Genomic DNA, 14,458 nt, shown 5'->3' with positions numbered 1-14,458 from the left:
TCGACGGGGAAGCTGCTTGGGCGGACGTGGACGCGGGCGATGTCATCGCCGTTGATGGCGTGGATGCGGATCGTGACGTTGGAGGCGGCTGCCGTCCCCATGGATGCGGCGATGACGTTGGCCAGGTGCTGCTGAAAGGCGTCGCGGTCATCGCGGCCGGGCTTGCGCAGACTGTCGTAATCGGCGCCAAGCCCCTGGATCGTGCCGTCGTCATTGACGCCGATCAGCAGTGTGCCGCCGTCGCGGGAATTCAGGAACGCGGCAACAGTCTTCAGGCAGGCGGCTTCCAGCGGCTTGGACACGGAACCGCCGTCGGCGTGCGTGCGCAAAGTGGCCTTGTACTCAAGGGTTGCGGATTCCTGCCCGGAGTTGATCAGCTCACCGATTGGACAGTGTTCCTGGTGCGCGACCCGGGCCTTGTTGTAGATCATCGGCAGGTAGGCCGCCAGGACCATGTCCTGCAGTTCGGAGTTGTCCAGGTACTTCATCGCCATGTCCTCGGAGACGGTGAGCTGGTCGAGCACTCCAGTGTTGAAAGCCTTGTCGAGGTCGAGCCCGAAGTTAGCCTTGGTGTTCGCGGCCGCGGACCGCTGGATATCGGGGCGCCTGACGAGCTTCTCGGCTATCGCGTCGAAGAAGACCCGGTCGGCGGGGTCGAAGGCTGTGCCGAAGCGCTCGTTGAGCCTGTGAATGATCTGTGACAGGGGTTCTTCCGATGGATCGCGCTGCGGCCCGGTCCCGGCGAAGATCGTGGAGACTTCACCCTCCCTGGCGGTGAGCGAGACCGAGCCGGTGAACGTCTCATCCATCCTCAGGTAGGTCAGTTCGACTTCGCTGCCGAGATCGACCCCGGCGTATGCGGGCGCCTTGAGGAAGGCCGAGAGGGCCTTGGCACAGATGTAGTCGCGCTCAAGTTTCGCGTCAGTGAATGCCACCACCTGGCTGAGGAATGAGTATGTGCGCACGAACCGATTGAGCGCGTCGCGGAACGCCTCCTGATCGTCCTTCGAGAGCGCCCAGAATCGGTCGACCGCCGGACTGAGGGCGGCGTGGATGCGGGCGTGGTCACCGGCCCTCCCAGTGCCGACGATCAGCGCGACCGCCCCTTCGGACTCTTCGGGCCGCAGCACATCGAACGCGTCGAGTTGGTGGCGGGTGTCGTACAGCAGATTCGGGTCGGTGGGCGGGGCGACTGTCTTGCCGTACCAGGGTTCGAACGCGGTCCGGATGTCCTCGGCCTCGTTGCGGAAGTCGAGCACGAAGACGTCGTCCTGGCGCTTGAGGGGATGGATCCGGTTCAGTCGCGACAGAGTCTGGACGGCGTTGAGTCCAGTGAGCGCCTTGTCGACGTACATCGCGCACAGCAGAGGCTGATCGAACCCCGTCTGGTACTTCTCCGCCACGACCAGGACCTGCCACTGGTCGGTGGCGAACTTGTCGGCGGTCTGGGACTCCGGGAAGGCGTTCATGTTCGCCTCGGTCCGGTCGGCGCCGCCGTCGATCACCTTGCCGGAGAAGGCCACCAGGATCCCGATGTCGTAGCCGTGCTCGGTGACGTACTTGCGCAGAGCCTGCTGGTAGCGCACGGCGTGAAGGCGGGAGGCGGTGACGACGATCGCTTTGGCGCGCCCGCCGATGCGTCGCGCGACCTTCTGACGGAAGTGCTCGATAATCACTTCCGCCTTCTGGGCCAGGTTGTGATCATGCAGGCTGACGAACCGGGCGATCGCCGTTCTCGCCTTCGCCGGGTCGTATTCCGGATCGTCGGGTGTGGTCTTCTCGATGTTCCAGAACGTCTTGTAGGTGACGTACTGGGCCAGGACGTCGAGGATGAATCCCTCTTCGATCGCTTGACGCATCGAGTACAGGTGGAACGGCTCGTGCTTTCCGGTCGCCGGATTCAGAATTCCGAACAACTCCAGAGTGCGCGCCTTGGGGGTTGCCGTGAAGGCGAAGAACGAGAGGTTCGGCTGCCGCGAACGCGCGGCCGCAGCGAGTGCCAGCGCGTCCTCCACGTCGTCGATCGGCTCCGGTGTCAGCGCGAGTTCCTCTGCTTCGGCAGCGGACAGTTGCTGCTCTGGACCAGTACCGAGGACCAGCTTTAGGTCCTTGGCGGCCTCCCCGGTCTGCGAGGAATGCGCCTCGTCGACGATCACCGCGTACCGGCGATCTGGCAGCTCCACACCCTTCTCAAGTACGAACGGGAACTTCTGGAGTGTCGTGATGATGATCCGGGCTTGGTGCCCGGCCAGCGCCTCGGAGAGCTGAGCCGAATCGATGTCGATCTTCTCGACGACACCGCGGGCGTGCTCGAACTGGTAGATCGTGTCCTGGAGCTGCTTGTCGAGCACCCGTCGGTCGGTGATTACGACGACCTTGTCGAAGACCTTCGCGTCGGCGGCGTCATGTAGAGACGACAGCCGGTGCGCCAGCCACGCGATCGTGTTCGACTTGCCGGACCCCGCGGAATGCTCCACGAGGTAGTCGTGGCCTGGACCGTCGGCCCGCGCCGCGGCCTCCAGTTCGCGGACCGCGTCCCACTGGTGGAAGCGGGGGAACACGACTTCGGCGCGGCCCCCCTTCTCCTCGGGCTTGCGGACATGGACAAAGCGGGCCAGCAGATCCAGCCAGGCATCGCGCTCCCACACCTGCTCCCACAAGTAGGAGCTTCGGTGCCCGTGTGGGTTGCCGGGGTTGCCGGCGCCAAGACCGGTGCCCTTGTTGAACGGCAGGAACCTCGTGGTCCCGCCCGACAGCCTTGTCGTGATCGCCACCGCCTCGGTGTCCACGGCGAAGTGGACCACGGCCCTGCGCGCGAGCGTGGTGTTCCTCGGATCGCGGTCGTCCCGGTACTGCCGTTTGGCGTTGTCGATGTTCTGGCCTGTCAGCGGGTTCTTCAGCTCGGCCGTCGCCACCGGCAGGCCGTTCACGGACAGGCACAGATCCACCGTCTCGGTCGAACCCTCCGCGAACCGGAGCTGCCGGGTCACTACCAGTCGATTCGCCTCGTACCGGTGTGTCAACTCAGGAGTCAGTCCATGCGCCGGGCGGAAGTACGCCAGCTGAATCGTCACCCCATGATCAACTACGCCGTGCCTGAGCACGTCAACGGTTCCCCGTTGATCGAGTTGCTTGGCGAGGCGCTCGGCGAAGGAGCGTTGCGCCGTGTCCGGATCACTCCCGTAGAGCTTGACGAGTCGGTCCCAGGCGTCGATCTGCGTGGCGCCGATGAACGTGAACAGATCGGCTGTGTCCAAGCCAAGGGCCGGACGGAAGTCTGCGTCAGGGACGTTGCCGAACTTCGGAGATTCGTACCCGCCATGTTCTGCTAGCCAGGCGGCGACCTCAGACTCGAACGCGAACTCGTCGGGCTTCATGTGGCGTCCAACCCTGTCGGAGAACGTGCGGTCATGGCGAGATCATCGTCGCTGCGTGCCGACGATCGCCATTCCGACATGCCGCGCCCGACCGGCGGATCCATCGTGGCATGTCAAGTGATTGTCCACATCCTCGCAACATGTCAGATAGTCAGCTGTTCTTTGACGTATATTCGGGTGCATGACCTGGAACCGTGAGCGCCCATACAACGAGTTGCCCGCGCTGCCGCCGGATTTGACCGCTTTGGAGACAACTCGCGTTCTCAAGGCAGTCACCGAGGCACGCGTGCAGCTCGCGCGACTCGACCAGGCCACCGATCTGATGCCCGACCCGACCGTTCTGATCAACACGATCCCGCTGCTGGAGGCGCAGGCCTCATCGGAGATCGAGAACATCGTGACAACCGCCGACGCGCTGTTCAAGGCCGCCCAGGTACGCGACGGCCAGGTCGATCCGGCCGTGAAGGAGACTCTTCGGTACCGCACCGCCCTACGTTTCGGCTTCGAGAGCATGACGCGAAGAACCCTCACCGCGAGGACCGCTGCCGAAGTGTGCTCACACATCAGGGGAATCGCCACCGACGTGCGGACCCTGCCCGGCACGCGAATCGCGAACCCAGCAGCCGGTGACATCATCTACTCGCCGCCAGAAGGCGCCGAAGTGATCCACCACATGCTCGCCAACTGGGAGAGATTCATCCACGCCCGCGACGGCCTTGACCCGATCGTGAAAATGGCCACAGCGCACTACCAGTTCGAGGCGATCCACCCATTCTCCGACGGCAACGGGCGCACGGGTCGCATCATCAACATGCTGATCTTGAACAGTTGGGGTCTGCTGCGCCTCCCAATCCTGTACTTGTCGAGGTATGTGATCGAGCACAAGAACGACTACTACTCGCTGCTCGACGGCGTTACGGCACACCAGGAATGGGAGGCCTGGAACCTCTACATGATCGAAGCGGTGCGCCAGTCAGCCGAGTCGACAACGCGCAAGGTTCTGGCGATCCGCGACCTCCAAGCAGACTTCCACGCGCGATTCGAGACTGCTGCCAAAGGAATGAGCAACATCGACTTTCTGCGAGTGCTCTTCTCCCAGCCTTACTCTCGGATAGGTGACGTCACTGACGCATGCCACGTGACACGTCAAACAGCATCTTCCTGGCTGGACGCCCTCGCCCGCGAAGGCGCACTAGTCAAGATCAAGGCTGGTCGAGATCGGCTCTTCCTCAACCAGGAATACCTCGACCTGCTGGTCCGGCGAGAGGACGTTCCCGCCTAGGCGTCCAAGCCGGTTCGGAACGGGCGATCCAGGCGCGCGGCCTTGGGCACTCGCCCCGGCTACTCCAGTAGTGGCGCTACTCCCGTAGTGGCGGTGGGGGTTTGTCGGTGATGGTGATTCCGGCTGGTGTTCGCCATGTCCAGCCGGCCGCTGCTGCTTCGGAGTCTTGCCCGGTCTTGGGGTCTGGGCCAGGGTCGGGGTCAAGGCCCGGGTCTAGGTTCCATCCGTGGTGCGATTTGATGTTGTGATGCCTCCGGCACAACGGCCCCAGGTTCTGCGCTGTGGTAGCTCCCTTGGGCCATGGGACGGCGTGATCAAGATCGCAAGCCTGGGACTGGCGGCGACACCCAGGATGGCGGCAATACGGTTCGCGGGCCCGAACCAGCCGAGCCAACGCCGCACCCGGGGTATACGTCGTGGAGCTAGTGGAGATCACCGTCGACGACGCCGCATCCCTGACCCAGGCCCTCCACTTTCCGTCGGCGGCCAGTTCACGCGCCACCTGGGCCGGGACAGGACCCAAACCAGTGACCTCGCCCGGGTCCTCGGCCAGCCCCAGTAGCGTGTCCAAACCGACGACGACGTTCACCTCAACACCAGTGGCGGCGGCGGAACCTGCGGCGCCAGTGGCGGCGCCTGTGGGGTTGTTCAGGATTAGGTCGGTGAGGGTGTCGGCGCGGATTTGATCGATGCGACGCCCTGTGCCGTCACTGGACATGCCTTTGGCGATCGCGGTCAGGCGCCGCCAGATCCTGCCGCCTTCCTCCTGGGGTAGTAGGGCGAGTAGTTCACACATGCCGTCTTGTTCGTCGCGTAACTCAACGCGGCGGTCCTGGCGTGCCCTCAAGCGGGCCTCCTCCAGCAGAGGCGGCGCGAGATTGTGTTTGATCCCCTTGGCGGTGCGGCGCACCTCCGCGCAAGTCCACACCCGGGAACCAGCCAGCCACCGCTTCTGGACCCGCCCAGCCACAGCGGCGGTCACCTCCAAGGCGGCCTCAACGTCCAGATTCGCCACATCCGCCAAAAGCAGCCGCGCCGACAATCCCGGTAACTGTCCCCGCGACACCAAACCCAACAGATCGGGGTGAGAGGTCAACTCCCGCGCCGCGTGGATGCGATTCGCCGCGCTACCAGGGGACAAATGCAACGCCGCCGCGATCTCTTCACGAGCCGGGTCAGTAATCTCAGGCGCCGCACCCACAGGCGGCACGATGACCGGTTCGGGTCCCGCCGCGGTCACCAGGCCATGGGCTTGTTGAGCTGACACCCACGAAGCCACAGCCTCCCAAGCGGCCAAGAGCACAACCTGACACGCGCACGGCGAACCAGGAAGCCCCAGAGGTGGATCCCCAGGCATTTGTTCACCGCTGTGATCCGCTGGGCACGGCCCCCACCCAAGAGCGGTCAACGCCTCCACCAGGGCCGGACCCGCCGGCAAAGTCAACAAATCGAGAACCCCGGGGCGGATCGGTGCCTCATACCAGCCCGCGTCCACCCAACCTGGTCGATTCCGCAGCCACCACGAGCGCAGATCCCGCGCCGTAGCCACCTCCGCCAGGCTCGACGCGTCGGCCACAGGCGCGGCGAAAACACTCGACCCGGCCGCCGGGTCAAGAGGCGAGGAACCAACACCATCGAACATGTGTCCGATACTAATCGACCCCCCCGACAACCCCACCCAACGACACGCTCCCCCGGCACACCGCGCCGCGGGATCTGCCCGTTAGGGGGGTCCCCCCTCTGGGGGAGTCGCTACCGGCCCGGAATTTGCGTTCTTAGCAACCACTGCGGGTCGATCGCTGACGGGCGCCGGGCACCGGGGCCAGCGTCACCGATGGCGCCGAATCACCGCGATGAACATGCCGTCGGTCCCGTGTATGTGCGGCCACAGGCGCGCGGCAGGGCCCGGACCCAGGTCGGGCACGTCAGCCAGCAACTCGCGAGCATCCTCCTGCTCACACCCGCCAACATCGCGGACGACGTCAGCCACCACAGCGTCAGTCTCAGCCACGTGCGGTGAACACGTCACGTAGAGAGCGAGCCCGCCTGGAGCAACGGCGGTCAACGCCGCCGTCAGGAGTCGGCGCTGCAAGGACGCCAGCGTGGCAACGTCCGCGGGTTTGCGTCGCCATCGAAGTTCCGGTCGGCGTCGCAGGACTCCGAGTCCGGTGCAGGGAGCGTCGAGTAGTACGCGAGAGTGCCTACCCGGATTCCAGCCACGGATCGTCGCGTCAGCCGTCTCCACGTGGACCGTTCCAGGTCCTCCCGCGACAGCAGCCCGCACCAGCTCCGCGCGGTGCGGATGCAGCTCGACCGCCGTCACCGTCGCCGCATGTTCCGCCGCCAATCCAGCGAGCACGGCTGTCTTGCCGCCAGGGCCAGCGCACATGTCCAACCACGAGTCATCGTCGCTCTGAGGCGCGAGTCGCGAGAACGCGAGCGCCGCCATCTGGCTGCCCTCGTCCTGGACGCCCGCCAGCCCGGTGCGAACCGCGGCCAGATCCCCCGGATTCCCCCCCGGCGACAGCACCGCCCATGGTGACCAGCGTCCTGCGGATCCCCCCGACTGTTCGGCAAGTGCGGTCGCCGAGATGCGCCCGGGGCGCGCGACCAACATGACTGACGATGGCTGATTGTCAGTCGCCAGCAGCTGCGTCAGCGTGTCAAAATCCCCCAGGCCAGCTCCAGCCAGCGCGTCGCGCAGCGCTCGGGTGATCCAGCCCGGATGAGACAGCGCCACCGACAAGTGCCCGACCGGGTCCAGGGTCGAATCTGGAGCCAGTAGCGCCACCCATTCATCACGAGATCGCGAAGCCACTCGCCTGAGAACAGCGTTCACGAGCCTGGAGGGGCCAGAACTGCTGATCCCCCGGGCTAGCGACACCGAAGCCGAAACCGCCGCGTAGTCCGGCACCGCCATGGCCTGGATCTGATGGCAACCAAGGCGCAGAACGTCGACCACGCGGGGTTCAAGCTCCGACAATCGGCGCCCGGTCGCCTCGCGGATGATCACGTCATACAACCCCTGCCATCGCAGAGTGCCGAAGGCCAACTCGGTCGCGAAGGCAGCATCGCGGCCGGTCAGCCCGTGACTTGACAGAAGGCCGGGCAGGGCGAGGTTCGCATACGCTCCGTCCTCGTCGACGGCTCGCAGCAGCTTGTAGGCGACCTTCCGCGGCTCGTCGATCGCGGAGGCGCGATCCTGATCGTGGGGTGTGCCCTTCGATGCGCCGGTCGAAGGGCGCCGGTGCCCCCGCGGGCGGCGACTCGGTTCGTTCACGACAGAATCTCGCCGGGTTCAAGCCTCGCGCCCCGCGCCCAATCAGAGGCCCCCATCCTGCGCTTGCCCTGCGGCTGGACATCCCCGAGCGCAACTGGCGTCGTCGCGGTTCCAACGAGCCACACGTTCTTGCCCGCGCGGAGTAGCTCGCCCGGCGCGAGACCGATGTCATCGTCAGTCACGGTGATTGGGAAAACCTTCACACGCTGCTCGGCCAGAATCGTCCACGCACCCGGTGACGGCGTGCACGCGCGAATCTGGCGCTCAATAGCCCGGGCTGGATGACGCCAGTCGATCCGCGCGTCATCGACGGTGAGTTTGGGCGCCTGCGACACACCGTCGCTGGGTTGCGGAATGGCGTGCGCCCGACCTTCGGCTATGGCGTCAAGGGAACCCGCCAACAAGTGCGCGCCGCTCTCGGCCAGTCGATCGAGCAGATCCCCCGCTGTGTCATCGGGCCTGATCGTCTCGGCCAGCGTGCCCAGCACGGGCCCCGTGTCAAGGCCAGACTCGATGATGAACGTCGTAGCCCCGGTGACCTCATCGCCGCGCCAGATCGCGTGCTGAACGGGAGCGGCGCCACGCCAAGCCGGCAGGAGCGAGAAATGCAGGTTCACCCAACCGCGCCGGGGAATCGATAGCGCGGCCTCAGGGATCAGAGCCCCGTATGCCACGACGGCACAAGCGTCCGGGCTCAGATCCCGCAGGCTCTGGAGGAATTCAGGATCGCTGGCCTTGACCGGCTGAAGCAACCGAACTCCAGCATCCTTGGCCACTTCCGCGACAGGGCAAGCAACAAGTTGCCTTCCACGCCCCGCTGGCGCGTCAGGCCGGGTGATGACGGCGATCACGTCGTGCTCTGAGTCCAGCAGCAGCCTCAGCGAAGGCACAGCGACCTTGGGAGTTCCCGCGAAGACGACCCTCATCCAGTCACAGCCAGCGGGCGGACACTGGGTGCGGGCTTTGGCGGATCTCGGGGGCAGTGTGACCGAACCAGTCCGCCTCGCGGATCGCCCGCATCGCAGCTTTGCGCTGCTCGGGATCGAGCCGATCGATGAACAAGATGCCGTCCAGGTGATCGACCTCATGTTGCAGAGCACGCGCCAGCAGCTCGCTACCCTCCACAGCAACGGGCTCCCCATGCTGGTCGAAGCCCTTCGCCACGACCCGCAGCGCCCGCCGCGTTTCCGCCACGATCCCAGGTAATGACAGGCAACCTTCCTCGCCCTCCTGGAGCTCCTCGGACAAGTCCAGCGACGGGTTGACCAGATGCCCGACCTCGCCGTCCACGTACCACGTGAAGACACGCAAGCTCACGCCGATTTGCGGTGCCGCTAACCCGGCTCCAGGGGCGTCCAGCATCGTGTCGGTCAAGTCCTTGACCAGCTTGCGCAGCTCCTTGTCGAAGGTCTCCACAGGCAACGCCGGGGCGCGCAGGACTGGATCCGGGAACAGTCTGATTGGGTCGATGGTCACGCTCACGCTCCGGCTGCTCGCACAGGGCCGCTGCTTTGGGCCCACGTCAAGGGTAGTCGGTCAGGGCGACAGCGAGTCATTCGATGACGAACGGATCCACCTGGACCCTGATCGCGCCACCGCGATGGGCGGAGCTCATCGCCACTACTAGCCGCCGCGCTTCGCCTGCCAAGCCCGCATCCGCCCAGGACACCAGCAGCCTGTACTGAGTCGTGGGTTCGGCGGCTCTGGTCCTGGGGAACTCATCCGCTACCGGGCGCGGACCGCGGACCCTGATTCCATCAATGCCGCCCATGGCTTCCGCCACCGTGCGCAAGTCCTGCTCGGTCCCGTCGAATCGGACCATGGGCACCGCTGGCGGCATAGCCAGCTCCGCGCGGCGCTCCAGTTCCGCCGCCGCGAAGCCTGCCGGGTCCCACCGGATCAGCGCCTGAACGCAGGGTTCGTCGCTGTCCGCAACAATCATCACTTTCGCGCCGGGACGAAGCAGCGCGCATGCGTTCATCCACCGGTGGAGAGCCTGCTCCGACGCCCGGACGTCTGGGCGCCGCAAGTCCAACCGAGCGTCGAGGAAAGCAGCGGCGGCGTACCCGTTCTCAGCTACCGGCTCGACGCCAGAAGTGGCGACGACCAGAGCCGGCCGGTCCTCAGCCTGCCTGGTCGGCCGTTCGCCTGTGCTGATGATCACGGGAAGGCCTGGGAACATCCGGCCCAGCTCCTCAGCGGTTCTCAGCGCGCCGACTCGCACCGCCCTCAGCTTCGTCCCCCCGCACTCCGGACATGTCCAGTCCTGACCGGGCGACTCGCAGGCAGCGCACCGGATCCTGGAGTGACCGGGCTCGACGTCAGGCCCTTCGGTGATCGTCAGAGTCCCACCGCACTTGGGGCATTGAGCCAGCTCTCGGCACTGTTGGCAGGCCGTGACTGGCACATAACCTCGTCGCGCTGTCACCACCAGGACAGGGCCGGACTCCAGCCCTTCCCGGAGCGCGGCCGCGGCCCCTGAGGGGATCCGGCGGACCGCCTCGACTGGCCCCGCGGCGCCAAGCGCCGTGACCGTGGGCCGAAGGCGACGCGTCTCGCTCACATCTGGATTCACCTCGTGAGCCCACCCAGTCTCTACCCACTGCTGGGCCTCGCAAGTCCGGTGGTAGCCCCCGACCAGGAGCGCGCAACCAGTGAGGCGACTTCGCAGCGCCAGCACCTCTCGGGCGTGAGGGTATGGCGCCCGCATCTCGCAATGACTCGGGTCCGCGTCGTCCCATATAGCCGCCAGCCTCAGGTTCGCCACCGGGGCGAATGACGCCGCGCGCGTGCCTATGACTACGCGCGCCTGGCCTGACAAGACGCGCAGGAACTCCCTGTAGCGGGCCGCTGGGCCAACGTCAGCGCGCAACACCGACAGCCAGGGCTCAGGGATTTCCGGTCCGATCGCGGATACCAGGTCCTCCACATCTGTTCGGTCCGGCAACACAACGACGACCCCGCCACCCGCACCCGCGACTTGGGTAACCAGCCCAGCAAGGGCCACGGTCCAGCGACCAGCGGGTGCGCAGGACCACACCGCCCGCGCTGGCTCGCCGTCGGCCACGTGGGCGGCGAACGCGGCTCCCGCAGGGTAGGCGCTCCAAGCTCGCAGCCGGTCCGGGTCGGGCACAGCGCGCGTGGGGTCCGCCGGGGCCAGCTCCATTTCGGGCCAAGCGCGCTCGGCTCCCGCGTGCCTAGGTGGTACCGCCAGCCGCACGACGTCGAACATCGATCCCGCGTAGTGATCGGCGACCATCCTGGAGAGGTCGGCGACCTCTGGAGTCAGAACCGGAACCGGTGACACGACAGAATCGATCGGCCGGAGGCGCGAGCCGTGATCGGACCCATGGCAGCGCGAGATGACGAATCCATCGTGTGTACGCGGGCCAAGCCGCACCCTGACGCGCGCACCGGGGGATGCCGCTTTGTCGAGATCCTCCGGCACGCTGTAGTCGAAGAGCCGGTCCATGTGTGGCAGTGACGTGTCCACCAGAACACGCGCGACGTCCTGCCCAGGTATCCGGCCCGCGCCCGATTTGCCCGCGGACTCAGGCACGACAGGACTCCGCCTCGGCCGCGGCCGCAGGCCGCCCCTAGGTCCGATCAGCGGCAGCTGCCCAGCAGCCTCGGATCGAATCAGCCCGCAACCGCTCTGGCTAGCTCATCCGCGCGGCCCGTGTCCTCCCACGTGAAGTCAGGCAGTTCCCTGCCGAAGTGGCCGTACGAGGCAGTGGACCTGTAGATGGGGCGTAAGAGGTCTAGATCCCTGATGATCGCCGCTGGCCTAAGGTCGAAGACTTTCAGCACGCCGTCGGCGATTTGTTCAGTCGGGACCTTCTCAGTCCCGAAGGTCTCCACGAAAAGGCCGAGCGGATGTGCCTTGCCGATCGCGAACGAGACCTGAACTTCGCACCTGTCCGCCAGCCCAGCTGCGACAACGTTCTTCGCGACCCACCGCATCGCGTACGCGGCCGACCGGTCGACCTTCGAGGGGTCCTTGCCAGAGAACGCTCCTCCACCGTGGCGGGCCATCCCTCCATAGGTGTCAACGATGATCTTGCGTCCCGTCAAGCCGGCATCGCCCATGGGTCCGCCAACTTCGAACTTCCCGGTCGGATTGACCAACAGCCGGTAGTCGGACGAGTCGATCTCGTAGTCATTCAGGACCGACTCGACTACGTGCTTTCGGATGTCCGGGCCCAGCATGTCCTCCAGGCTGATGCCCTTCGCGTGCTGCGATGACACGACCACAGTGGCTACGCGCACAGGCCTGTCGCCGTCGTACTCGATCGTCACCTGTGTCTTGCCGTCGGGACGAAGGTATGGAATCACGCCGTCGTGGCGCGCTCGCGCCAGGGCCTGCGCCATGGAATGCGCCATCGAGATCGGCAGAGGCATCAGCGTGTCCGTGTCGCGGCAGGCGTAGCCAAACATCATCCCCTGATCGCCCGCGCCCTGAAGGTCCAGCGGATCCCCGCTGCGTCCGATCCGCTCCTCGTACGCGTCATCCACGCCTTGGGCGATGTCAGCGGACTGCTTGCCGATCGACACCGACACGCCGCATGACTCACCGCAGAAACCCTTGACCGATGAGTCGTACCCAATGTCCAGGACGACGCGTCGCACGATCTCGTTGACGTCCGCGAAACCATTGGTAGTGACCTCGCCAGCCACATGAACCTGCCCGGTCGTCAGCAGAGTCTCAACTGCTACGCGACTTCCCCGGTCCTGACTGATCAGGTCATCAAGGATCGCGTCGCTGATCTGATCCGCCATCTTGTCCGGGTGCCCCTCAGTTACGGACTCGGACGTGAACAGGCGCTTGCTCATGTTGTTCCTTCCCCACCGGCCCCCGACACTGAATCGCAGTGTACTTGCGACCGCTCGGCCGCCCGACCTGGCGTCACGGGAGCGGGGTCTAGCTCAGAACTTCCACTACTTGATCCCAGATTCTGTGGGCGACGTCCACCTTGCTGCCCGAGATCGTCTCAGCGACAGAACCGTCAGCGCCGAGGATGACAACCTCGTTGTCGGCTTGGCCGAATACCTTGCCTTCAGACACGTCGTTGACGACGAGCAGATCGCACACCTTGTCCGCGAGCTTCTCGCGCGCCAGATCCAATACGGTGCGCCCCGGGGCGCCGGTCTCGGCGGCGAATCCGACCAAGACCTGCTGGTCACGCCGTCTCTGGACGAGCTCGGACAAGATGTCGGCGTTCCGAGTCAGCTCGATCGCCGAAATCGCCCCGGCGGCCTTCTTGATCTTCACCGCCGCTGGGACGGCTGGCCGGAAGTCCGCGACGGCAGCCGCCATCACTACCGCGTCCGCGCTCAGCGCCGCGCCCAGCACCGCCTCGCGCATTTCCTCGGCCGATTCCACTTGGATCAGAGTCGCCCCGGCCGGCGGGACCAACGCGACATTGGCTGACACAAGGCTCACTTGAGCGCCGCGCGCCAAGGCCGCCGCCGCCAGCGCATACCCCTGACGACCGCTTGACCGGTTCCCCAGAAAGCGCACGGGGTCCACCGGTTCACGCGTTCCTCCGGCCGACACGACTACAACACGCCCAGCCAGGTCCGCACCAGCGCCCGCTCTCAACGCGGCCCGACATGTCTCGAACAGCGATTCCGGCTCCGGTAGGCGCCCCGGGCCAGAATCCACGCCAGTCAGGCGCCCGATCGCGGGGTCCAAGACGACACAGCCTCTTTCCCGAAGGACCTTCACGTTCGCCACCGTGGCCGGGTGTTCCCACATCTCCGTGTGCATCGCAGGGGCCATCACGATGGGACACCTGGCCGTCAGCAACGTTGAAGTGAGCAAGTCATCCGCAACCCCCGCGGCCGCCTTCGACAGGAGATTCGCCGTAGCGGGCGCGATCACAACCAAGTCCGCCCACCGTCCGATCTCCACATGCGGCACCTCGTGGACGCCATCCCACAACGACTCCCGAACGGGCTTGCCGGAAAGGGCCGCCCAAGTCGCCGCGCCCACGAACCTCAAAGAATCCCGAGTGGGCAAAACCTCAACGTCGTAGCCGCCTTCTGTCAGCAGCCGAAGTAGCGAGCACGCCTTGTACGCCGCGATCCCGGCTCCAACGCCGAGCACGATGCGACCCCGGTTCCCCATTGGTCGCGCCTCTGGACTCGCCTACGCGGGCAAGTCCGGCGAACCTTCCACGACCGCCTCGTCGGCGGACGACGGCGCCGCCTCAACAACCTCGACGCTCTCAAGCGAGGGGGCCGCGCTGGTCGGGTCGGGGGGGTCTTCGCTCGTGGCGACCACCAGGCCCTCATGAATCTCGCGCAGTGCGATGCTCATCGGCTTCTCCTGCGGGTAGTGCTCCACCAGTGGCCCGACGTACTCCAGCAGGTACTCCCCCATTTGCGAGTAGTACCCAGTGATTTGCCGAGCTCTGCGGGCCGCGTAGATGACGAGTGAGAACTTGGATTCGGTGGTTTCCAACAGCTCGTCAATCGACGGATGCGTGATCCCTTCGGCGCGGAAACTCATTCGCA

9 protein-coding genes and 1 pseudogene are annotated in these 14,458 nt (G+C 65.7%); 1 reads left to right on the top strand and 9 read right to left on the bottom strand.

What is annotated here, in order from left to right; all coding sequences use genetic code 11:
• On the bottom strand, window positions 1-3,377 hold a 3,377-nt coding region (locus tag Q8P38_02220), incomplete at its 3' end, for a DEAD/DEAH box helicase family protein (protein ID MDP4013427.1).
• Window positions 3,378-3,558: 181 nt separating this feature from the next.
• Here Q8P38_02220 and Q8P38_02215 point away from each other — a divergent pair.
• Window positions 3,559-4,659, top strand: coding sequence for a Fic family protein (locus Q8P38_02215; protein MDP4013426.1), 1,101 nt, complete (start codon window positions 3,559-3,561; stop codon window positions 4,657-4,659).
• Between the two features lie 76 nt (window positions 4,660-4,735).
• Here Q8P38_02215 and Q8P38_02210 read toward each other — a convergent pair whose 3' ends face one another.
• From Q8P38_02210 to rpoZ, 8 genes and pseudogenes are all read right to left on the bottom strand, one after another.
• Window positions 4,736-6,301 (bottom strand): DUF222 domain-containing protein, encoded by a 1,566-nt coding sequence (locus tag Q8P38_02210; protein ID MDP4013425.1) that lies wholly within the window; start codon window positions 6,299-6,301, stop codon window positions 4,736-4,738.
• 186 nt (window positions 6,302-6,487) lie between these two features.
• Window positions 6,488-7,939 carry a transcription antitermination factor NusB gene (locus Q8P38_02205; GenBank protein ID MDP4013424.1) on the bottom strand — a complete coding sequence of 484 codons (1,452 nt, stop codon included), beginning with the start codon at window positions 7,937-7,939 and terminating at the stop codon, window positions 6,488-6,490.
• Window positions 7,936-8,865, bottom strand: a complete 930-nt coding sequence (gene fmt, locus Q8P38_02200; GenBank protein MDP4013423.1) for a methionyl-tRNA formyltransferase — start codon at window positions 8,863-8,865, stop codon at window positions 7,936-7,938. Before fmt ends, Q8P38_02205 begins: the two co-directional genes overlap by 4 nt.
• Before the next feature lie 4 nt (window positions 8,866-8,869).
• Complete coding sequence (def, locus tag Q8P38_02195) at window positions 8,870-9,415, bottom strand: peptide deformylase (protein ID MDP4013422.1); 546 nt, start codon at window positions 9,413-9,415, stop codon at window positions 8,870-8,872.
• A gap of 76 nt (window positions 9,416-9,491) precedes the next feature.
• On the bottom strand, window positions 9,492-11,498 hold the full coding sequence (locus tag Q8P38_02190) for a primosome assembly protein PriA (protein MDP4013421.1): 2,007 nt from the start codon (window positions 11,496-11,498) through the stop codon (window positions 9,492-9,494).
• An 80-nt stretch (window positions 11,499-11,578) separates the two neighbouring features.
• Window positions 11,579-12,772 (bottom strand): methionine adenosyltransferase, encoded by a 1,194-nt coding sequence (metK, locus tag Q8P38_02185; GenBank protein MDP4013420.1) that lies wholly within the window; start codon window positions 12,770-12,772, stop codon window positions 11,579-11,581.
• Window positions 12,773-12,860: 88 nt separating this feature from the next.
• On the bottom strand, window positions 12,861-14,069 hold the full coding sequence (gene coaBC, locus Q8P38_02180; GenBank protein ID MDP4013419.1) for a bifunctional phosphopantothenoylcysteine decarboxylase/phosphopantothenate--cysteine ligase CoaBC: 1,209 nt from the start codon (window positions 14,067-14,069) through the stop codon (window positions 12,861-12,863).
• A 153-nt stretch (window positions 14,070-14,222) separates the two neighbouring features.
• Window positions 14,223-14,453, bottom strand: a pseudogene (gene rpoZ / locus Q8P38_02175) (DNA-directed RNA polymerase subunit omega).
• Window positions 14,454-14,458: the final 5 nt, after the last annotated feature.

The sequence above is a fragment of the Candidatus Nanopelagicales bacterium genome, from assembly GCA_030700225.1.
In the GTDB taxonomy this organism is placed as follows: Bacteria; Actinomycetota; Actinomycetes; order S36-B12.
The sequence above is the reverse complement of the archived record's forward strand: the minus strand, read 5'-3'. Positions and strand labels throughout refer to the sequence as shown.

Bases quoted from the DNA above. Each gene is read 5' to 3' on its own strand.
- Q8P38_02215 (MDP4013426.1), top strand. From the start codon at position 3,559: ATGACCTGGAACCGTGAGCGCCCATACAACGAGTTGCCCGCGCTGCCG.
- fmt (MDP4013423.1), bottom strand. From the start codon at position 8,865: ATGAGGGTCGTCTTCGCGGGAACTCCCAAGGTCGCTGTGCCTTCGCTG.
- Q8P38_02210 (MDP4013425.1), bottom strand. From the start codon at position 6,301: ATGTTCGATGGTGTTGGTTCCTCGCCTCTTGACCCGGCGGCCGGGTCG.
- coaBC (MDP4013419.1), bottom strand. From the start codon at position 14,069: ATGGGGAACCGGGGTCGCATCGTGCTCGGCGTTGGAGCCGGGATCGCG.
- metK (MDP4013420.1), bottom strand. From the start codon at position 12,772: ATGAGCAAGCGCCTGTTCACGTCCGAGTCCGTAACTGAGGGGCACCCG.